This is a genomic window from Pectobacterium aroidearum, from assembly GCF_041228105.1.
Classification (GTDB): domain Bacteria; phylum Pseudomonadota; class Gammaproteobacteria; order Enterobacterales; family Enterobacteriaceae; genus Pectobacterium; species Pectobacterium aroidearum.
Genome location: NZ_CP166097.1, coordinates 1,874,222 through 1,893,599 on the forward strand (window position 1 = coordinate 1,874,222; position 19,378 = coordinate 1,893,599).

Here is a 19,378-nt window from a genome sequence, read left to right on the forward strand (position 1 = left end):
AGTGAAAATAAAATTTATTGAAAATGAGGAGGTGTTTTTAGCCAAGAGGTTTGGATATAGTTTCAAACTTTCAGACCGTAAATGGCAATTAGACAAAGAAATCTGTGTATGCCCGCATAAAGTGGTAGAAAGGATGCCCGAACTGATGAGGCTTGGTTACCTAAAGACATTGGCTTACTATGCTTCTGAATATAGTCCAGGTTATATTAAAAATATTAATAGTCTGTTCCATAAGTGGTTTGAGATAGTGAGCATAAATACGATTGATGATAAGGCAGTATATCAGTTTGATTTTTATTTAGGCCCAGATAAAAACTACAAACTAAACACTATTAAGTCTTTTATCATCAAATGGAAAAAATTCAAGTATCCTGGGGTAGAAACAACAGCTCTTAGAGTGATGGAAACAATAAAAATAACGCCGAACCAAACTGGAGAAGCTGTCAAAAGACGAGATCCAAATAGAGGTCCATTAACTGAAACTGAACTCAATACCATCCTTGTAAGTGTTAGCAAGCTTTACCAGGAGAAGAAAATTGATAGCTATTTATATTGCTATATTATGTTGTTGGTAAAAACAGGAAGAAGACCATTACAGTTAACCTCTCTTAAAGCTAAAGATCTCATTCAAAAAGAAGAAGGGTATTTTCTTAATATACCAAGAGTCAAGCAGGGAAAAGATTTCAGGAAAGAATTCAATATGATAATGATAGATAGTGTGTTGTATGAAAATTTATTGATACTGATTAATGAAAATCAGGCTTTTGCTGAAGATAAATTTGGTGTTGATATTAGTCATCTAAAAAAAGAGTTACCCATTTTTATGGATTTTGAAAAGATGGTTGAAATAAAAACTATTGCAAGTTTTTCATCTTACTTGACGATGGATTATCTTCACATGAAGAATTCATTTATCTCAAGAAAATTAAAAAGGTTTCCTGTTGAATTTAATGTCCTTTCAGAAAGGACTAACTGCTATTTAGAACTCAATGCCAGAAGGTTCAGGTATACATTAGGGAGTCGTATGGCTAATGAAGGTGCATCGATTGAGGTCATTGCTAAAGCATTAGATCATAAATCAATAAACTCATCTGGAATATATATAAAAAACAGTCCTGACAATGTTCCTGATATCGACAACAGACTGCATTCATTTTTTGCTCCCCTAGCTAAGATATTTATGGGAGAAGAAAGCGTAGAAAGCAAAAAATCTTTCATTAATTATATTTTGAGTTCTTACGGGCTAACTGACGATAAGAATGATGGAATTAAATGTTTAACCTGCAAAAATTTTAACCCGTGGAGTGCATAATGAACAATGTTTTAATATTTGAACCAATCAATACAAATAATCCAGGTGAAAATATCATTAAATTCATCGAATTTTTCAAGACAACTATTTTTAATAGCAAGTTAGTAAGTTCATGGGCAAGCAACGTATGGAAAAGATCTTACAGATTTAATAAGTTTAACATGGAAAACAACTTAAACAGCCAAGAGCCTTTAGATGCCTGCTTTATTGATTTTGCAAAAGCATATATGTTGTATGTTCACTCGTTCAATAAAGCAAAATTGAAACCCATAACATTATCAATGTTGAAAATTGTTGAATTTGTTTTATTAAAATCACATGCACAAGCCAATATAATTAATTGCGATAATTTAGTTTTTGATGAATGTGTAAAATTGGCCTTTAAAAAGTATTCAAGATCACATGCATTTGGTGTCGGAAAGGAGATTGAGAAATTAAGTGCGTTCCTAAATGAAAATAGGATGACTAACTCATCTTACTTATTTTGGGTAAATCCATTAAAGCATAAGATCACTCAAACCTGGAGTGGTTATGATTATTCACTGGAAGCGCATCCAAAATTGCCTGATATCAAGTCAGTTATAGCCATTGCGGAGATTTTTTCAAAGGATGATAAACAATTATCTCTGAGGGATATATTTACTACTTCTGTCCTCGCTTTACTCATGTGTGCGCCAGGCCGGATCTCAGAAATTTTAGGTTTACCAGCGGATTGTGAAATCACCGAAAATGATAGTAAGGGTATTCAACGATACGGTTTGAGATTCTTTTCAGCAAAGGGATATGGGGGAGATATAAAATGGATACCTACTGTAATGATACCTGTAGCTAAAAAAGCTATTAGTAGATTAAAACAGTTATCCAATGAGGCAAGATTTTTGGCAAGCAAATTTGAAGATAATCACTCTGATTCGTTGGGAAATACACTCAAAAAGAATATACCGGAAGACTTCCCTTGGTATGATGCAGAGAAGAATATCAAATATTCAAATGCACTATGTTTGTTAAATGAAGGGCAGTTATGTAAAAACAAGACCGTCAGGTCAGACAAATTATTCAGACCTACAACTCAGTTTTTTATATTAGATATTATTGATTCAAAGTATATCAAAGGCGAGTTTAATATCTTTAAAAGGCATGGCTATTTTAATGAAGATGGTAGCCCCTATTTATTAAGAACACATCAGTTGAGACATCTTCTCAACACATTTTCTCAAATAAATGGTATGGATGAATTTAGCATTGCCCGTTGGTCTGGAAGAAAGCTTATTTCACAAAATGTGTCTTATGATCACAGGTCGCATCTTCAAATGTCTAAATTGATAAGAGAGGGGGGATCATCAGTATTTATTAACGATCATAGAATAAAACGAATACCTGTTGTTGATCTAAATTATTTCGATTCATTGAGTAGTGGTGCCATTCTCATTACTAAGCATGGGTGTTGTAAGCATTCATATGCATTTGAGCCTTGTGGATTTTACCCTTTTAAGGAGTCTGGTATGGACAATGAGGACTTATCTAAAATACAGAATAAAATTATAGAAAGAACACGTTATGATAAAAATGATGGAAATATAAATGCTGAGAGATGGTATGAATTTCAAAATAAAATAATAAAAGGAGAGTAAATGGCTAAGCATATAAATGGTTTCCATGAAAAGAAGATAGTAGATTTAATTAACACATGGCCCACCGATAACAAACTAACCTGGGATACTTTATGTGACAAGTTAATCGAAGTCATTGGAAAAAGACCATCGAGACAATCTTTAAGTAGTCATGCAAGGATCGCGGAAAGCTTCAATGTAAAAAAAACCATTATCAAGACTGGTGAAGTCCACAGTGTGAAGCCTGCTAATTTAAAAGTCGCATCCCAAAGAATTCAAAGGCTTGAAGCAGAGAATGAAGCTTTGAAGGCAATGAATACTCTATATTTAGAGCGGTTTAGTGTATGGATATACAATGCGCATCTTAAAAAAATAACACCAGAAGAACTCAATAATCCTTTACCTGAAAAGTTCTTTTAATATAAATCGATAGGTTTTAGCTATTGACATGGTTAAATATTATGATATTTGTTTAGTTGTCAGGATGACAATTGATAATAATGTAAATGCAAGGATGCATAGTTATGAAAAAAATAAATATGAGTTTGATGGAAAGGTATCTGCTGTTGCTGGACAGATTCGTTGATAAGATCAATGAATCTGGTTTTTCAGAAGCAGAAATCACCGAGCAGTCTTATCTTTTTTGTGCAGGGTTTTACATTAAATACCAGCAAGACATAGAAAACCTTACGTTTTCAAACCGAGAAGTGGTGCTAAGTTTTTTACTTCTCTCTTACTATAGCCATATCGAAAAAATCAGTGATGATTTGATTGATAAACCCCGGCTGAATAAAGTCTTCCACGCCATCATCAGTTTCATTATCGATAATGGTGGAAGAACTGAAAGAATTTACGTTCATGAGAAAAAGAAGTATGACGCGAACAAGTTGATAAGGGCTTCAACGAGCGGCAGGAAGAGTAGTTGTAGGATGTGATGAAAAAGCCCGTAGCGTTGAAACTACGGGCTCATGCATCCCTTGATGCTATTTATGTGTATTAGCTCGGACTTGAGTTGATCGGTTTTGTAGGCAGAACACAGCGAAATGCGGACATTAACGTTCGCTACACAGGCAGTCCAACGCCATAGGCGCGATGTAGTAGCGCTTGTTAGGCTGTGCGCTCACTCAATAAGTCCTGTTTGATTGATTATGGGAAATCTAGTGTTTCCATCAGGTATGCCATCAATAGTCAACTTCCTATCAGGATATTTATTACGAAACCAGTTTCGTAGTTCATCAGGGGTTAGGACGTGCCTTGCTGCATATCTGAACTCTTGGCTTTTCTGGTTCCATAGTGGCGAATGCACTTGGAGAGTAGGATCCCAATAGAAAGTGGTCTTATTATCTTTGGTACAAATTAGCCATGCATGAGGGACTGTGTCGTGACCTGGAGGGCTTAAAAAGCCAAGTGCATATCGAATCAAGAGCTGATGGTTTTTTATTTTTTTAGAGTACTCATACTCACCCAAATTGCAAATTGTGGCCATACCACTATTTGAAAAGCATTCCCCCTTATTTATTCGAAATAAAACATTCAGCGACAACAAAATATCCTCCGGGATTCTTGCTATAAGCATTTTAACTCCTTGAAGTTTCAATCATCCTAAAACTTGCATGTTGTGCAGTGAATTTGCAACGAGTAGTAAGTCGTGCTTGCACATCGATGGTGTTTTAAGTGCAATTAGCCACTTTGTTATAGGTTTTTTTGGGCGTCAGACGCATAACCTGCCTAAAATACAACGCATGTTCAAGCCCATGTCGGGTAATGTCTTTTGTTTGGGGATCAAAATATGTTTGAACAACCCCCTTTTTATCAAAAACTTTATACGGCAATCGATTCAAAGCATAAGGGTTATGATAAACCTGTAAACCATCAACCACTGTTTCGGAGTGCTCTTGACTAAATAAGACTCTTTGGGAGGGAACACCATCTTTTGAGCTCGACCAAACAGAACGAACTTCAACATTTGAGCCAAAATCTAGACTCATTGCGCTGAGCTTTCCCCATGAAGCTGTACAAGAAAAAATAACAGCACTTATATGTTCGAATTCATTCGTAGAGAAAAATCCTAGTGGCACTTCAGAACCATTATCTTTTTCAATAAAATCAAGCTCTACAGTTGGCGGGCCTATTGGATATTTTTGGGGGTTGTCTAAATATACATCCTCATCAACATACTGGTTATACAATACTGCATTAATTGGTCGATTATATTGTAGGTTAAAATGTGGCTGTTCAAACGGAGCAATAGCAAGTACAAAGGGCTTACTCTTCACATGTTCTAACTTTGAGTATGACTTTATGTACTTTTTTGATTTGCTCAAGAATGAGTTTGCCAACCGTATCATCGCTTCCTTGTTGAGCTCAGTGAAGCGATTGAGCTTCTTTAGCTCTTCTTGGGAAAATGTTTTGTCCCATTCATTTAGTTTACCATTTGCCGCATTAGCCGTTGTTGCTTCTAAAGTAAAATTAGAAAATGGAGATGCAATATCAAAATCGGGAGCTGAATTAGTCCAGTCTACCGAATATCCAAAATCTTTGATTACCTTAAACAAGTAAATTTCCCAAAAACTAGAATTAAAGGTGGTTTGAAATTCCTTTACAAACTTTTTATCTCGATCAAAAAAACCATCAGCCCATGATTGAAATAACCTACGCTCTATCTCTCTTTCTGGCACCAAAATATTTCTAAAATTTTGATGTAAATTTTCTTCTGATACTTTTAGTTCGAATAGATCCATTTCAATCCCCATAACAATCCATTTTCAAAGGCAGCCTGCCCGCAAGTCGAACATTTTTATACCTTCTTTCCTGAATTTAACTCATACCAAACTAACGCTAATGTACATCTATTTCAACAGGCTTTTCTGAAATCAGTAAATTCGCGTCCAGCAAAATTTATACAGACAGTATGCTAGTTGTTATTGAATTTACTCAAGCTGGAGATGTGGGAATTTATCCAGTGGTTTGTGCTAGGAGGTGATGGATTTTTCAGCTATTTGTCTGGTATTTATGCAAGGCAGAGCCTGTGTGTAGTTATTCTCCATATACAGGTATAACGCCGTAGAAATGCCAGACAAATACTGCCCTGCCGGTTCTTTTGAAAGCGTTTTAGGCTTTGTTTGCTCGTCATTCACTTAGAATAACTAAGCTACATTCCTCGCGTCGTGCCTAAAACGCTTTCAGAATGAACAAAAAACCATCGCCTACCTAGTAAAAGAATTAATAATCAGGTATTTACCACAATGCCGAATGTCAGCTTCTGTCACGAAACGGACCTAATGAAGAGCTGCGAGGTCTGCTAAGAGCGAGGAGCGGAAGTTCGCTTTAAATGTAAACTAATCAGCTCGCTTGAAGATCTCTGAAAGAGAATGGTCCACTCTGCCGGGATACTTACAAAATGGCTGGGAGGGGCAGTTTTATCGAAACCCGATCTATTTAACAAAGCCGTACCATCCATAAATAAACCGCCCATCAGGCGGCTTAAGGAAAATCGAGAAGTGGAAGCAATCAGACGAACTGCTGGAGCACTTCGAAGAATTTCTCTTCCGTAAATGGCTCCAAAGGATGTACCAAGGAGTCATGCATAGTAATTGGAGCTCTGTCTGAACGAATCTTCCAAACGCCTTGCCCGTTCGAACAAAGCATGAATCGCGTCGGGCCTTTAGGAATCTCAATCAAGAGAGCTTGCCCCTTAATGACTTCTTTGCTAATAAAATCACGCTCGGCGTAGATACAGAGAGGCATGATAATAAAAATTTTGTTATCGTGTTGGATTTTTAAACAGGTAATGTCATAAGTGCGGAGGTCTTCCCCCTCAGGGAAAATTCTTAAAATACTGTCATCCTGCAAAGGATAAATGATGGTTTCGACTACAACATCTGTCCCCTGAAACCAGCGCTTAATATCTCCAGCTAACGTCAACATGGAATTTTGGAAAATTGAAATATCACTTTTGACATTTTCTATTTTCGCGTTTTTTTCTTTCCCGCTCTCTTCAATCTTCTTGAAGAAATTATCTTTTTCAGTCATCGTTCTCGTCCTTTTTTATAACTAGAGCATACATATGGCTTTTAATCGGTATTACAAGTGTCTGGACCAAAAATTTTTTCAAATCATTACTTTTATTAGCTATGCATTAATAACTATGAGTTATTAATAGGATCGTTCTTTAAGGAGGAGGGCCGGTTTATATCTAAAATTATTGTACGTTATGGCCCTGATCCAAAATCCTGCTCAATTCAGAAACAAAATTCCACCATGATATTGATCTCCAATAGCTGAGGTGGTGCCGATGAAAAAGTCATGATTCGCCGAAGAGCAGATTGTATTTGCCCTGAAGCAGGCCGAGCTGGTGATGTCCATACTTGGCACTGAACTGCCTGTCAGATTAGGTTTGGCTATGTGCCATCGCTGTGTCAGGAAGAGTGGTGGTTGGATGTGATGAAAAAGCCCGTAGTTTTAACGCTACGGGCTGGTGCTTTCCCTGATGTGGTTTATGGCATATTCATTATTTTGAGGGCGAAACCTTCCACTTGCCTTCAAATCGAAAGAACTTTAGCTCCAGAGTTGATGTTCTGTCGTGTGTATTACCAAACAACGGGATTTTTGTACTGTATTCGACCGTGCATTTGTAACCCCCGTCGCTGTCTTTCTCTTTGCAGGCGATTTTCTTAGCGGAGTTAAAGGTTACCCTCGCTGATTCAGATGGTGCGCCTTTGTTCATCTCTTCAGTAAAAGACTGCATGGCCTTTGAAACGTCAGCATCAGACGGTTCGCTGTCGCAGCCGGTAAGGAAAAATGACAGCACCAGTAAACCTAAAGATAATTTTTTATTCATCATGGCTCTCATTCTGAATATTGCTTAATTTAAAAGACACCGTTTTTAGTTTCGCTGGCACCGGCATTGAATTCATAGGAGCTGACCTTTTCACCTTTAAACGTGATGAAGAGGGATTTCATTTGCATATCATGACCGCCAGTGAGTAACCCGCCAACAATAGGGATAAACGAGGTTGCTTTCATCTGATTGTTATACATGGAGTAAACCCATCGGTCTTCACCGTCTGTCACCATACGGTTATCAGGCTCACCAAACGAAGCTAAGACATCCTGTTTTGTCGTTTTTCCTTTGACCAGTTTAGTTTTCACACTTTCATACGTTTCGTTCTTTAATGACTGGTTGCCACTGGATGAACATCCGGCCAGAGAAAGTGATACCAATGCTGCGATGATAATTTTTTTCATTAATATATACCTTGGGGTTTATTATTAATTAATTTTTTAATTTGAATGAACTAACAAGATGACTGAACGCGATCTCAAATTTGTCAATTCTGGCATTCAACCACCTTATCAAGATATGACAGCCTAGCGTTGCTAATAAATAGGTGTGCCATAATTCGATATTGTCAAAATCGAATACGAAAATGAGAATTGAAACGGTAGCAATAATGTTAAGGATGATAAAAGTAGCAGGGAAAAAACTAGGGACAGACATAGCAGAACTATAGCTTGCAGCAGTAAATTGAAATCCGGGACCAAGAAGCAGCGTAATCGTACTTGGCCCAAATACAACAAAACATCTTCTGGGGAGGTTAATTTGTCGCTCTTTGGTGGTTGTATTAACAATCAGTGCATCATGAAATGACGTATAGGCATTATGTTCATGGTAGCAATGAAATGCGTATTTTTTAATACGGTGTGAGCTTCGGAAAGGTAAACCATGCGCGGAAATTTGTGTTTCGGCTCCGTCATCTGTTTTTACCCAGATAGTGTCATTGTTCGGGTTGTAGCTGATGACCGTGCCTGAGAATGTTTCTTCAAAGGTGTATGCCTGACCGCAAAACTCAAATTTTTCGGTGGTGATTTTAGCGTCCCATTGCTGACGCCGCCAGTCGTTGCTATCAGCCTCTTCTTTCCGGCTCTTCCTGTAAGCGAAAAGAGCCCAGATGAGCAGGGGAGCACTGACGGGTAGCCAGAGCCACCACAACCGGATAGCACCTGTCATAGAAACCCATTCAATAATCACAGGAAGCAATACGCCGATCCAGAAACGTCTCATGAGTAAAAGGCTCATACAAATTCCTCAATAGCTGAAAGTGAAAGTCATATTCGATGTATGAAGAAATGAGGGATTACGCATGAGATGAGGTTTGTCATTTTGAAACCTTTTCGTTAGCTGAATAAGTAAATAGACCAGTTAAATCAGTCTATTATGAGATATCGCAAAGTTACATTTTGAACAGTTGTGATTAAACAAAGCAAATCGCTTATAACGATCGATGGTTTACTTGTGATAGCTGAAAGCTATCATAAATAAAATATAGATCGTTTATACCGATCGTTAATCTTGTCTTTTTTGTATGAAGAAGGGCTTGCGGAAGCCTTGTCAGCCCTACATTGAGGGGGAGCGGTTGCTGTGGATTGAAGGGATTTCAGTTGTGGTTTTTGGTGTTGTCGTAATTTCTATCATCTTCACGCCAGTAATGGTGTTGTGTTTATCTGGGCGTTTGAGTATCGGGATTTTCAGTTTTTTTAACATGCCAATGATGATGTTGAGGTAGGGGATGGTTTCTAGCCATCTGAAGCCCGTTAGCACCATAGATATCGGTTTTCTGCGGTGAGTTTCTTTTACCGCTTCGGTTGCATGTGCTTCTTTACCACCGGCACCATCTTCTTTTACTGCTTCGATTGCATACGCTTCTTTGGCATCAGCATCAGCATCAGCATCAGCATCAGGGAGAAGCGCTTTGGGATAATTGATAGCGTATTCGCCCTGACCAGCTTCATTATTGAAGATAAACGCTTCGATGGGACTGCTAACGTCTTCTTTGATGATTTTAGGGGTATCTGTAGCAATGGTTATATCAAGAGCTTCGCTAACCGATGCCTTACTGACTGAGGGCATTTTCAATGCAAGCAGGAAAGCATTGTCGCGTTCCGGCTGGTAGTCGAGCCTGTTTTGTAAGGTAGACCAGGAATAGCCTTTGCCAAGCTGCGAAGCTTTGAAAGCAATCCCTTGGTATTCGAATGAAAACCCATTCATCTTTCCGGTAGAAGCGATATTCGGGACTACCGTTATGTTTCGTGCCACAAGCTGTGTCACGAACTCAGTGGTAGATGGTTTACCGGCAAGTAACGCTTCCAGAGCTTCCTGGATGAGTGTTTTGGGTGATGGCTCTCCTTTATACTTCTCCATCATCGCTTCGTTACGCGACAGCCTTTTAGGTTTTGGTATTGCGCCCATAGGTTTTTTTGTCGGGGATTTTCTAGATAGCGAAGGAGGGTAGGGCGAAGCTGGGGATGGTGATATTACCAATTCCGCTCCTTTGGTTCTTGTCAGTGAATAGTCTCGTTCGAGCTGCTGGATGATGCGAGTGCTGATGAGATTTTCATTTTTGCCAAGGTAGAGTTTCCCGGCATTCAGGTCGATACGACTGGCAATAATGTGGATGTGTTGGCCGTCAACATCATCATGTAACACATAGCATCTCAGATGCGTTTCAGAGAAGCCCATACGTGCCATGTAATCATCAGCGATTTTTGACCACTGAGCATCTGTCAGCGCTTCATTCTTCGGTAAGCGAAGCGAATTATGCCATACGGGTTTGACCACATCCGGGCGAAGCGTTTTTGTGGTATTAAATTCAGCGATCAGATCACCGGCTATATCCCCCATCATGTTTCCACCAATTACTACCGGATCTCTTTTATGATGAGAACCTGGTCTTAATGCGTAAAGAACGACACCAGCGAAGTTTTTACCCCGCCTGATCTTCTGCATTCCCTTCATGGGAAGCACTCCACAAATTATCTGCAATTAAGTGCTGGCGAAGCTCTGCGATCTGGCGTTTCACGGCAAAGATTTCAGTTTGTGAGAGTGGGCTGTCATTACCCTTGTTATCCAGATGGGCGACCAGCCTGTTCAGCTTCTGTGAAATCTCACCAAGGGTTTTCCATGCTTCGAGATTAATCGGGGGAATAACCGGGGGAAGGTTATGCAGGAATGCCATACGCAACCATTCACCTTTGCGATGACTGCCACGCCTTTCATTCAGAAGCGACAACTCTTCATCATTAAACCTAACACTGACGCAATGGCAGCGAAGGATATTATTAAAAGTATTACCAGTGCTCATATGAACTCCTTTTCATATAATCTCTTAAATAAAAGCATATTCCGATTATGCTTAGACTTACTTATATGACAGAAGCCAACAATGTCAATCCGTATGGTATTGATTTTTCTTTTAATTTTTTTCAACCGAAGGGCGAAAAAACAAGGGAGAACTCGAAGAAGCAGCGTAGCGCTTCGTAGAGTTAGCCCTTGCTTAATTATGTTGTATTTTTTTCAAAAAATATTTGATTTTAATTTTTTATGTGGTATGTACATATCATGGGTTAAATAAATTTAAATAAGTGAGATTATATTAAGATGATTATAATGGCTTTAATGCTTGGCGTTCTGGATATATTCCTTGGTTTTTATATATATGAAAAAGGAGGAGCTAATGAAGCTATTGCGTCTGGATTTTTAGGTAATATGGCATGTTTTATTATTTTTATGACACCGGCAGTTTATTTATCAATGCTTATATGGTCACTTCCTTATAGGAGAAATTAGCTATCACAGCAATTAAGGAGTGATAGCTACTAAATAACTTCGCACATTGATGCTTCATTTCTCATCATGCAAGGCCAGTACTGGTGGGGCTGCCTTCAGCAAGTATAGCGCTATTATGCAAAGCTATTTAGGAATTTTATTTTTTTATCGATATTTCTATTTTTTTTCTTTCTCGATTAAAACATATATATCATTATTATTTGTTGACTTTATACATATGTTTGTACTTTCGTTTTGTTTTATTATTTCACAATCGATAGGGGCTTGGATAGTTGGTTCTCTAAGCGCAAAATATTCATTTAAAAGTTCTTTCAGGCCAATACATAGTTTTATTACTCCAGATAAGCTTATTATTGTAAGGAATAGGTATCCCAATAAACTGGAAAATATATCAGAAAAAGAAAGAGTGGGGTTTTTATGTGATATGCTAAATATATAATACCCAAAACTTATTATGGAAAATAACGCTAATAATGACTCGGCTGACTTTTTAAATAACTCATGATATCTCTTTTCTGAGAAGAAGGATACAATTATTCCACATACTAAAGGAATTAGAAATAGTATTAACGTAAGGGCCCAGTTATGACTTTCACCATATATGTAAAGAAATAAAAAACATGCAAAAACAACGATCAGGGATATCATTTTACTAATAAAAGGTTTGTTTCTCACATTTAACTCCATTTTGGTTTTTTGTAATTAGTAATCAATCATAAACTGTAGTTTTTATAATCATAAAGGCATAGTAAACGACGATAGGGCGTGCTGTTTTTGTCTTCACAGTTTAAGAGGAAATTCTTAACTTCTTCAGACGATACACGATTTTCATAATAACTATGAAAAATACAGTCGTCCTTCTTAGATAATGGAATGTTAAAATCGCTGATTAAATTATTTATAGATATGTGTTCATTTCTACAATTGTTATTAGACGTTCGATCAAAGTGGTCACCAAGTTTTTTTATTTGCTGTTCTTTGTATGTACTAATATTTTCTAAGTCAGGACAGATTTCACTGAAAGCAAATATAGGAAAAAACTGCGAGCTTTGTATTTTTTGTTTATTTAATAAAATTATTAATTGCTTATTAGCTTCATCAAGGATTTTAAAGTAATCTTGCATCATTTCAGGTTTGGTTTGGAACTCATACTTAACCCGCTTATGCGAGCCTACAGCTAAAACCATTTGTCCATTTTTTAACTGCTCTAAGTCTTCAGTTATTTTTACCTCTATATCGCCACCGCTCTTAATCTCATTCCAAACTTTTTGGACTTTTCTAATGTCCATAGCTGACACCGGTAAAATTAAATCCGATAAACTTGAGTATATTGAAGAATAATCGTCTGTTTTAATTTTGTTGATTCTTATTGTTGTTGCATTTCCTATATATATGTCATGTTCAGATATAGTGGTGGATTGTGAGTTTTTTTCATACTCTACTAGTAAAAAATTGTTTCTAATTTTGTTGGCAATATCAGAGTTAGTGGGAACGTAGGAGAAAATGGTTTTTAAAATTTTCTGTATATTGCTATCGCTAATGCTATACCCAATAAAAATAACAGGGTTATGAATGAATAAGGACAGTAATTGAGCTCTTATCAATTCATACTTGCTATCAAAGAAATTGTAATCGCTCTCTGTTATAGTTAACTCCGAGGGCGAAGACACACAACCATGTATTTTATAGACAGAACCATATGGATTGCTAAGTAATATGCTATTGCCTATTAATGGTTCAAATTCAAAAAATTGTTCAATTAATGTGTCATAATTAGTCGTAATAATTGAACCGATATTTTTTCTCATTTTTATCAATTCAGCTATTTCATCATTTTTTTCTTCTTTGATTAATGTAATTGATAATAATTTGGTTATATATATTTTGAATCGACTTAAATTAATACCTTTATCCATTTCGTCATAGAAAATATCATTTATTTCTTTGAACTTACCATTTCTATCTTTAGATAAATTTTCGTTGAATTTTTCTTCTATATCACTTGCGATTTTTTCATATTTATACTCTCCATTAATGTAACACTTTGATTTAATATCAAGATAAGCTTCTTTATCCCCAGTGAGTTCGAAACATATGTGGGATAGCAAACCATTCCAGTCAAAAGAATTAGACAGGTATCGCAAACTGAACCCCGTCCCTATGAAAAGAACTGGATGATTTCGATAGTTTCCTATAAACTCATTAATCTCCATATTTCACCATAAATTGTTGATTTGATAGTATTTAATTTGGTGGTGTCAATATTCAACTGCATTTTTAATTTACATTATTATTCTTCTTCATGTATGTTGTCCAGCACATCATAAGAAATTCATAAATCAGTAAAGTAGTCTAATCGTGCATTTAATTCGACTGTTATCTCTTGGTTTCATTTTTTACACAGTCATTTACTCAAATTTTTTGTTTTTTTATTCGGTGAAAATAATGCTAAATATTAATAAATGTCCACTTTGTCGTAAAAATAAAAAGCTTGTTGATAGTCATTTGATATCTAAGTTTATTTATAAAATTATTAGAAAATGTCAACCATATGAGAAAATAAACGATTGCTCACCGATGGTTGTTGATAACCGGTTAGGTATTTTACAAAAGTCACAACGTCAAGAAAAACAAACTCTACTTTGTTCAACATGTGAAGGGTTATTTTCTGAAAAAGAAACTGTTATTGCTGAAATCATTCGTGAACTCCAAATGACGAACGTCAGGAAACAAAAGTTGTTGGCATATAAAAAGGATATTTGTGGTGGATTAGATGAAAAAAATATTCTTTTTTTTACACATGAAATGGTAAGTGTAATTAAATATTTCGCAATGTTAAATCTATTTAGAAATATAGTGTGTAAGAATGTTCCTCGATTGGTAAGAAAAGAGTTAATTAAAATAAGAAAATATCTTCTCCATGAAGCCGATTATTGCCTACCATTAATTGTTTATGTCAACGAAAAAGATTTATTCCCAATTGCAACAACTCCCTTCAAATTAGAATCTGATAATTGCTATCACTATTTTTTTATGATTCCTGAGTTCTTTTTTCATTTTTTTATTTGTATCCCACCACTTACTTTAGAATTTAATGACATAATTATTATGCCAGCAGATTTTTCTAAAAAAGAAGATATAGAAATTCACCTTAAGAATGCAATGAAAGATGTGCGCATTGCTAACAATGCTAAGAGATATATAAAATGATTAGTGTTATGGGGATTTTTGTCTAAATAATTCTTAAATTCCTGTTGTCGGTCATTTTTTAATACATTTCACTGTATGGTGAAAAGAAATGTCTTCTAAGACTATGTCAGTTTTTAGATAAAAACATCTTGTGCCATGCAACGATTTACCAACTGTGATCCCTGAGAAATTATTTCCACTTTTTTTTTCCATTCACTGTGGTTTTTTGAATAACTCAATCAAAAAATCATAATCCCTACCACTAACCTCTTGATTGTCTGTTGTTGTATTTAAAATGCTCTGTGTCTTCTTAATTATTTCCTGTCTTGTAGAAAAATAATTATTGCCGATTACATATGACATATTTTATTCCGTTTATTAAAAAAGATAAAAAACAGCCTCATGTTCCGATATTTATGTAGTTCCAATTTAAGCACACATGTTTTGGATGGTTTTTTATTTCATCCCATGGACGTAGGTTTTACTAAAAAGTAATTTACTGAGAGTGTGGCTTGTAGAATTACATCAGTCAATTATTTATATGTACTACCTCCTTTGAAAGGAAAACTCTATTTTTAATTTTGATATTCTCTTTGATGCTGGATAACTAATTCGAATTCTCTAACTTCTGCAACTACATGAGTTACATGATGTGACGTATCAATTGATACCCAATTCGTTGTGTTGCCGACAAATTCTTCAATAGCACATTCGTGAATTTTTTTGTCACCCCAGCTAAATTGACTTCCTTTATAATGCGGAGATGAAACTAAGGTTTTGCTCAAATCTTGCATTTGAGCCCCTTTTTTACCGGTGGCCCTAGAGTAACCTCTTACCACAAAAAGACTATCATCTATAGTATATCTAATCTTGCCATTAGCATCTGGTGCAATGATGTCATCGCCGATGGAAGGATTTACAATACCATAGTCGCCAAAGACTAAATTTAGTCCAGGTTGGAATTTTTTAAATGCTTTCCATACTTTAACTTCTTTACGGATTACGATACCTTCTGAATTGTGAGTAGCAACCATACCATTAATGTCACTAGTTATTGAACTTCCAGCAATCGATATGAATTTAAAATTATATTTATGCAATGCATCTAGTGCTCTCTGCAATTTTTCATTTAGATCAACAATCGATGTTTTTGTTATATCTTCGAAGTCTATCACCACTGAGCAATTTTCAGGCATTGCACCGAGCGAGGCTAAAATATCGTCTATTGTTTCAAAAAATGGTTCTTCTTCTATCATATCTTCAAAAGCAAATGAGTTGAGTCTAATGATAAAGTCAGTCTGACTTGCTCCTAATTGTTGTAAAGTGGTTGCATACTCATCATCTTCCCATCTGTCATAACCGATGACAGGAATGACATTACACCCAGTATTATTTAAGGAACTAATGATGTGACTTAAAATGTGTTCACCAGATTCAAGTGCAGAATTAGGCGGCCATCTACTTATGTCTACTCCCATCGGGAATTTTTTCATTTCCTCTGATAGTTTTTTAATACTGTTATTTAGGAAGAACTCAACAGGGTTTCTGATGGTAGAGTATTTTTTTTTCAATCTTTGCTTTTTGGAGAGGTATGGTATTTCAAAAATTGGAAGCATGTCCTCCATGACATGAGGATAAGGGAGCATAGAGTTGATGGCATCTAGCTCACCTTTCTTAGCTTTTAAAATTGGCATATATTTAGGATACATATAGAACCTCGTCTACCAAATATGATTAGGGAAATGTTTTCTTACTTCACCTTGACCTACTAACTCAGAAAATTGATTGTATTTTTCAGTCTCTCTCCTAATTCTCCCTGCAATTATAGCGGGATGAATTCTTAACTCTCTTGACAGTTCTTCAATCGTGACAGTATTGGGGTTTAAGTAAGCTGAGCTTCGCTTCCAAATGACACGAGGGATGAGAGTATCTCTCGCTATTCGATTGGCTTCAGCTTCCATTTTATCCGTGCTGTTTTTGAACGTTTCAAGATCATCAACAAATGTATTATTGGAGTCTGTATGTTTCCATATATGAACTACCTCATGCAAAAGTGTAAACCAAAAATTATCCAAGCGATCCTGTCTGAGGGTGAGAGCAATAATTGGTCTACCGTCAATATCTTTCAGAGCTGCTCCATCAACAGCCGTGCCTGTTAGACATGGTTCAATTACTACACAAATCCCATTTTTTTCCAGGAATTCTACCGCCAATAAAGGTCCATACTCAGACCAGCTTAAATGTGCGATTTCTTTCAAAAAATCTTTGTTTATACAATCTTTTTTAAAGGTAATTTCGAGATTTTTTTCTCTGGCTTTCTGAACGACTCTTGCAATCCATGCATGTAATTTATAAACAGTCGTTGGTGAGTAAGCCTCACCATTAAGTGTGCGTTTGAAGGCTGCTGTAGAATAGTTTGCACCCAAACGTTCAATGAAGTTTTTAACTTTTTCTTCAGTGCTCACCTTCGTCTGAGACGCGATGTTTTCTATCCAACCTTTGGAAAGCATTTCTTTTATAGGGAATTTTGACCAATTTACTTCTTCAACTGGCGAGCGATCTGCATATCCAGTTTCTGTTTCTAAGCCTAATAATGTTTGGGGAGACATCCCTAAACCTATTGATAAGGCTTTAATCATGGCAACAGTTAAAGGTCGTTTCCCAGATAAAACCTCTGATACACGGCTTTTCGTTCCAAAATATGGGGTTAAATCTGCTTGACGTAAACCCTGTTCCTCCATTCTGAATTTGATGGCGTCGATAGGATCAACAGGGGTTACTGGATAATTGGCGTTTTCATAATTCTCAATAACAACTGTGAGTAAATCAAGCCGTTCTGATTCTTCAGAACCAGCAGGAAGCTCCAATCTGAGTAATCTCTCAACTTCTGAAAGAGACGCATGATATTGTTCTTCAGTTCGAATCACTCGAACTTCAGTAATTTTACTCATTTAGATACCACTTGGTTGATCACAGCAATGCTCCTTTCAAACTGGAACGTAACTTTTATGCTCTGCGATTTAATGCCACGGACAAAAAACACATAGCATAAATTATCAATCTGTTGTGCTCTGGGAAAAGCATCTAGAACGCACTTAGCATCTTTCCAGTAAGCATTTGTTAGCTCTGTAATCCAAGCGGAAAGCCAAACATCTGTTTCCGTGCTAGTGCCGCTTAGTACTTGTAGCCTTTGCTTGCCGATTAGTCGCATCGATGTTCTCCATTTGGGAACTAGAATAAGAGTGGTGATTCTGAATGTCAATACAATGTTCCCATAAGTGGAACATTGCGAATTCAGCTCTTATCTCTTTATGGATGCTGAAGTTATAGAGTCAATGCAAAGCTTATTAATTAGAACAAAAATATGATTTAGATCAAAAGGATGGATGAGTGCTACAAAAGCGTGAGTAGAGATAAAGTATTTTATAATCAGCTACTTATGTTGTTTGACTTTTGAAAGTTACAGGTTGGCGGGGCTGATATTTTTATCATAATCATTATGTTGATATGAAGCGGGAATCGCGATATCAAGTTGAGTTTGGATAAAATCGATATTCTGATGCATCTTTCACAAAAATAAGCCTATCATCAGTGATGATTCCATCATCACGGAACGATACTGATGAGATTAATGATGGTATCTTTGCTGATCTTTATTAAATTATTCTATTAAGATCATTAGGATAGTTGCGATGTTCGGGTCGGTCCTCGCTTAGGATTTTATATAGTTGTTTGTTTTAAGAGCAATGATTTAACTGAGGGAAGGGATCTGAACAAGAGGATATGCCAGATCCATTTGAAGGAGTTGCAATAACTTCACATCATTGAGTTTGTGTATCATTCATTCTGAATGAAAATCCTGATACAGCCAGTCAAGCCTTTCCCAGAGGATGAACGTCAGAATTTCTTTGACTTGTGGCTGTTTGGTCTCGATCACTGCGTAGATCAGTGCTCTGCACTGATCGATGATTTCTTCCTGCTCTAAAGGTGTGTTATCGAACATGATGCACCTCCGTATCTTGCCAGAACAGGTTAAAATAGCGCTTAACTTGTTTAAGGTGCTTATCCAAAAGGGAATTGCTAGACTTGCTGATAGCCATATCGTTAGTTCCATAACGTTGTGGTTAGCCCCTGTCTGGTAGGCTAATACCTTTCAGGGGCGAAACTGGTGATGAGTATAAGATGCGTTTGTGATAGTGTACGTACCTATAAAACTCAGCATAGTTAAAAAGGTACGTACATGTCAACGATAAAACGCGATACGAAGAAATCTTCATCAACAGGGAAATCACCCACTTTTCAGATCCGGATCTCACCTGAACTACGCGAACAGTTAGACGAAGTAGTAGCGAAAGAAGGGGTTAGTCTCGGAAACTGGTTCAAAGAGCTTGCCCGTCAGGAATTGAGAAAGCAGGGGATTGAGCCGAATGGGTGAACGGGTTTTCTCTCCCTTTCCTGGTCTTGGCCAAAAACTAGCAAAACCTATCTCACAGGAAATGTAAGTGAACGATGAAGTCGAAGAGCTACTGGTTGCAGCAATAGACTTGGCAGCGAAATACAACAAACTTACAGGTAAGCCGCTCGGAATAATCAGTGTCATTGACAATACTACAGCATGTAATGCACTCGATTAAAAATTAT

20 protein-coding genes are annotated in these 19,378 nt (G+C 36.7%); 8 read left to right on the forward strand and 12 right to left on the reverse strand.

Annotated features, from left to right (window positions below):
- Position 1 precedes the first annotated feature (1 nt).
- From AB8809_RS08580 to AB8809_RS08595, 4 genes are all read left to right on the forward strand, one after another.
- Positions 2 to 1,312 (forward strand): tyrosine-type recombinase/integrase, encoded by a 1,311-nt coding sequence (locus AB8809_RS08580; RefSeq protein WP_349856176.1) that lies wholly within the window; start codon positions 2 to 4, stop codon positions 1,310 to 1,312.
- On the forward strand, positions 1,312 to 2,943 hold the full coding sequence (locus AB8809_RS08585; protein ID WP_349856175.1) for a DNA-binding protein: 1,632 nt from the start codon (positions 1,312 to 1,314) through the stop codon (positions 2,941 to 2,943). Before AB8809_RS08580 ends, AB8809_RS08585 begins: the two co-directional genes overlap by 1 nt.
- Positions 2,944 to 3,342, forward strand: a complete 399-nt coding sequence (locus AB8809_RS08590) for a hypothetical protein (RefSeq protein ID WP_349856174.1) — start codon at positions 2,944 to 2,946, stop codon at positions 3,340 to 3,342.
- A 104-nt stretch (positions 3,343 to 3,446) separates the two neighbouring features.
- Positions 3,447 to 3,857 (forward strand): hypothetical protein, encoded by a 411-nt coding sequence (locus AB8809_RS08595; RefSeq protein WP_349856173.1) that lies wholly within the window; start codon positions 3,447 to 3,449, stop codon positions 3,855 to 3,857.
- Between the two features lie 735 nt (positions 3,858 to 4,592).
- Here the strand turns inward: AB8809_RS08595 and AB8809_RS08600 are convergent.
- The 7 genes from AB8809_RS08600 to AB8809_RS08630 all read right to left on the reverse strand — a co-directional run bounded on the left by AB8809_RS08600 (position 4,593) and on the right by AB8809_RS08630 (position 11,063).
- Entirely contained in the window at positions 4,593 to 5,663 is a 1,071-nt protein-coding gene (locus AB8809_RS08600; RefSeq protein WP_349856172.1) for a hypothetical protein, read from the reverse strand.
- A 769-nt stretch (positions 5,664 to 6,432) separates the two neighbouring features.
- On the reverse strand, positions 6,433 to 6,954 hold the full coding sequence (locus tag AB8809_RS08605) for a hypothetical protein (RefSeq protein ID WP_349856171.1): 522 nt from the start codon (positions 6,952 to 6,954) through the stop codon (positions 6,433 to 6,435).
- A 478-nt stretch (positions 6,955 to 7,432) separates the two neighbouring features.
- The gene (locus tag AB8809_RS08610; protein ID WP_349856170.1) at positions 7,433 to 7,765 is read right to left on the reverse strand and encodes a hypothetical protein; all 333 of its coding nucleotides are present in this window, start codon (positions 7,763 to 7,765) and stop codon (positions 7,433 to 7,435) included.
- A 26-nt stretch (positions 7,766 to 7,791) separates the two neighbouring features.
- A complete protein-coding gene (locus tag AB8809_RS08615) occupies positions 7,792 to 8,169 on the reverse strand; it encodes a hypothetical protein (protein ID WP_349856169.1) in 378 nt (125 codons plus the stop codon).
- Positions 8,170 to 8,197: 28 nt separating this feature from the next.
- Positions 8,198 to 9,001: a hypothetical protein gene (locus AB8809_RS08620; protein ID WP_349856168.1), complete on the reverse strand. Its 804-nt coding sequence runs from the start codon at positions 8,999 to 9,001 to the stop codon at positions 8,198 to 8,200.
- A 318-nt stretch (positions 9,002 to 9,319) separates the two neighbouring features.
- A complete protein-coding gene (locus tag AB8809_RS08625; RefSeq protein ID WP_349856167.1) occupies positions 9,320 to 10,717 on the reverse strand; it encodes a relaxase/mobilization nuclease domain-containing protein in 1,398 nt (465 codons plus the stop codon).
- Positions 10,686 to 11,063, reverse strand: coding sequence for a hypothetical protein (locus AB8809_RS08630; protein WP_349856166.1), 378 nt, complete (start codon positions 11,061 to 11,063; stop codon positions 10,686 to 10,688). The genes AB8809_RS08625 and AB8809_RS08630 overlap by 32 nt, the downstream gene beginning before the upstream one ends.
- Positions 11,064 to 11,368: 305 nt before the next feature.
- On the opposite strand from AB8809_RS08630, the gene AB8809_RS08635 reads away from it, so the two are divergent.
- Positions 11,369 to 11,548, forward strand: coding sequence for a hypothetical protein (locus AB8809_RS08635; RefSeq protein ID WP_349856165.1), 180 nt, complete (start codon positions 11,369 to 11,371; stop codon positions 11,546 to 11,548).
- 156 nt (positions 11,549 to 11,704) lie between these two features.
- Here the strand turns inward: AB8809_RS08635 and AB8809_RS08640 are convergent, their stop codons facing one another.
- Both AB8809_RS08640 and AB8809_RS08645 read right to left on the reverse strand, forming a co-directional pair.
- Complete coding sequence (locus tag AB8809_RS08640) at positions 11,705 to 12,223, reverse strand: hypothetical protein (RefSeq protein WP_349856164.1); 519 nt, start codon at positions 12,221 to 12,223, stop codon at positions 11,705 to 11,707.
- A 38-nt stretch (positions 12,224 to 12,261) separates the two neighbouring features.
- The gene (locus AB8809_RS08645) at positions 12,262 to 13,761 is read right to left on the reverse strand and encodes an SIR2 family protein (protein WP_349856163.1); all 1,500 of its coding nucleotides are present in this window, start codon (positions 13,759 to 13,761) and stop codon (positions 12,262 to 12,264) included.
- Positions 13,762 to 13,993: 232 nt separating this feature from the next.
- Between AB8809_RS08645 and AB8809_RS08650 the strand changes: the two genes are divergently transcribed.
- The gene (locus AB8809_RS08650) at positions 13,994 to 14,758 is read left to right on the forward strand and encodes a hypothetical protein (RefSeq protein ID WP_349856162.1); all 765 of its coding nucleotides are present in this window, start codon (positions 13,994 to 13,996) and stop codon (positions 14,756 to 14,758) included.
- Positions 14,759 to 15,312: 554 nt separating this feature from the next.
- Here the strand turns inward: AB8809_RS08650 and AB8809_RS08655 are convergent.
- The 3 genes from AB8809_RS08655 to AB8809_RS08665 form a co-directional block, all read right to left on the reverse strand.
- Positions 15,313 to 16,446: a beta family protein gene (locus tag AB8809_RS08655; RefSeq protein ID WP_349856161.1), complete on the reverse strand. Its 1,134-nt coding sequence runs from the start codon at positions 16,444 to 16,446 to the stop codon at positions 15,313 to 15,315.
- 12 nt (positions 16,447 to 16,458) lie between these two features.
- Positions 16,459 to 17,688, reverse strand: a complete 1,230-nt coding sequence (locus AB8809_RS08660; RefSeq protein WP_349856160.1) for an ImmA/IrrE family metallo-endopeptidase — start codon at positions 17,686 to 17,688, stop codon at positions 16,459 to 16,461.
- Between the two features lie 890 nt (positions 17,689 to 18,578).
- The gene (locus AB8809_RS08665) at positions 18,579 to 18,740 is read right to left on the reverse strand and encodes a hypothetical protein (protein WP_180778238.1); all 162 of its coding nucleotides are present in this window, start codon (positions 18,738 to 18,740) and stop codon (positions 18,579 to 18,581) included.
- 237 nt (positions 18,741 to 18,977) lie between these two features.
- Here AB8809_RS08665 and AB8809_RS08670 point away from each other — a divergent pair, with 237 nt between their 5' ends.
- Together AB8809_RS08670 and AB8809_RS08675 are read left to right on the forward strand one after the other, a co-directional pair.
- Positions 18,978 to 19,172, forward strand: a complete 195-nt coding sequence (locus AB8809_RS08670) for a toxin-antitoxin system HicB family antitoxin (RefSeq protein ID WP_349856159.1) — start codon at positions 18,978 to 18,980, stop codon at positions 19,170 to 19,172.
- A gap of 67 nt (positions 19,173 to 19,239) precedes the next feature.
- A complete protein-coding gene (locus AB8809_RS08675) occupies positions 19,240 to 19,371 on the forward strand; it encodes a hypothetical protein (RefSeq protein WP_349856158.1) in 132 nt (43 codons plus the stop codon).
- Positions 19,372 to 19,378 lie beyond the last annotated feature (7 nt).

Bases quoted from the DNA above. Each gene is read 5' to 3' on its own strand.
- AB8809_RS08585 (WP_349856175.1), top strand. From the start codon at position 1,312: ATGAACAATGTTTTAATATTTGAACCAATCAATACAAATAATCCAGGT.
- AB8809_RS08590 (WP_349856174.1), top strand. From the start codon at position 2,944: ATGGCTAAGCATATAAATGGTTTCCATGAAAAGAAGATAGTAGATTTA.
- AB8809_RS08595 (WP_349856173.1), top strand. From the start codon at position 3,447: ATGAAAAAAATAAATATGAGTTTGATGGAAAGGTATCTGCTGTTGCTG.
- AB8809_RS08600 (WP_349856172.1), bottom strand. From the start codon at position 5,663: ATGGATCTATTCGAACTAAAAGTATCAGAAGAAAATTTACATCAAAAT.
- AB8809_RS08605 (WP_349856171.1), bottom strand. From the start codon at position 6,954: ATGACTGAAAAAGATAATTTCTTCAAGAAGATTGAAGAGAGCGGGAAA.
- AB8809_RS08610 (WP_349856170.1), bottom strand. From the start codon at position 7,765: ATGATGAATAAAAAATTATCTTTAGGTTTACTGGTGCTGTCATTTTTC.
- AB8809_RS08615 (WP_349856169.1), bottom strand. From the start codon at position 8,169: ATGAAAAAAATTATCATCGCAGCATTGGTATCACTTTCTCTGGCCGGA.
- AB8809_RS08620 (WP_349856168.1), bottom strand. From the start codon at position 9,001: ATGAGCCTTTTACTCATGAGACGTTTCTGGATCGGCGTATTGCTTCCT.
- AB8809_RS08625 (WP_349856167.1), bottom strand. From the start codon at position 10,717: ATGAAGGGAATGCAGAAGATCAGGCGGGGTAAAAACTTCGCTGGTGTC.
- AB8809_RS08630 (WP_349856166.1), bottom strand. From the start codon at position 11,063: ATGAGCACTGGTAATACTTTTAATAATATCCTTCGCTGCCATTGCGTC.
- AB8809_RS08635 (WP_349856165.1), top strand. From the start codon at position 11,369: ATGGCTTTAATGCTTGGCGTTCTGGATATATTCCTTGGTTTTTATATA.
- AB8809_RS08645 (WP_349856163.1), bottom strand. From the start codon at position 13,761: ATGGAGATTAATGAGTTTATAGGAAACTATCGAAATCATCCAGTTCTT.
- AB8809_RS08650 (WP_349856162.1), top strand. From the start codon at position 13,994: ATGCTAAATATTAATAAATGTCCACTTTGTCGTAAAAATAAAAAGCTT.
- AB8809_RS08655 (WP_349856161.1), bottom strand. From the start codon at position 16,446: ATGTATCCTAAATATATGCCAATTTTAAAAGCTAAGAAAGGTGAGCTA.
- AB8809_RS08660 (WP_349856160.1), bottom strand. From the start codon at position 17,688: ATGAGTAAAATTACTGAAGTTCGAGTGATTCGAACTGAAGAACAATAT.
- AB8809_RS08665 (WP_180778238.1), bottom strand. From the start codon at position 18,740: ATGTTCGATAACACACCTTTAGAGCAGGAAGAAATCATCGATCAGTGC.
- AB8809_RS08670 (WP_349856159.1), top strand. From the start codon at position 18,978: ATGTCAACGATAAAACGCGATACGAAGAAATCTTCATCAACAGGGAAA.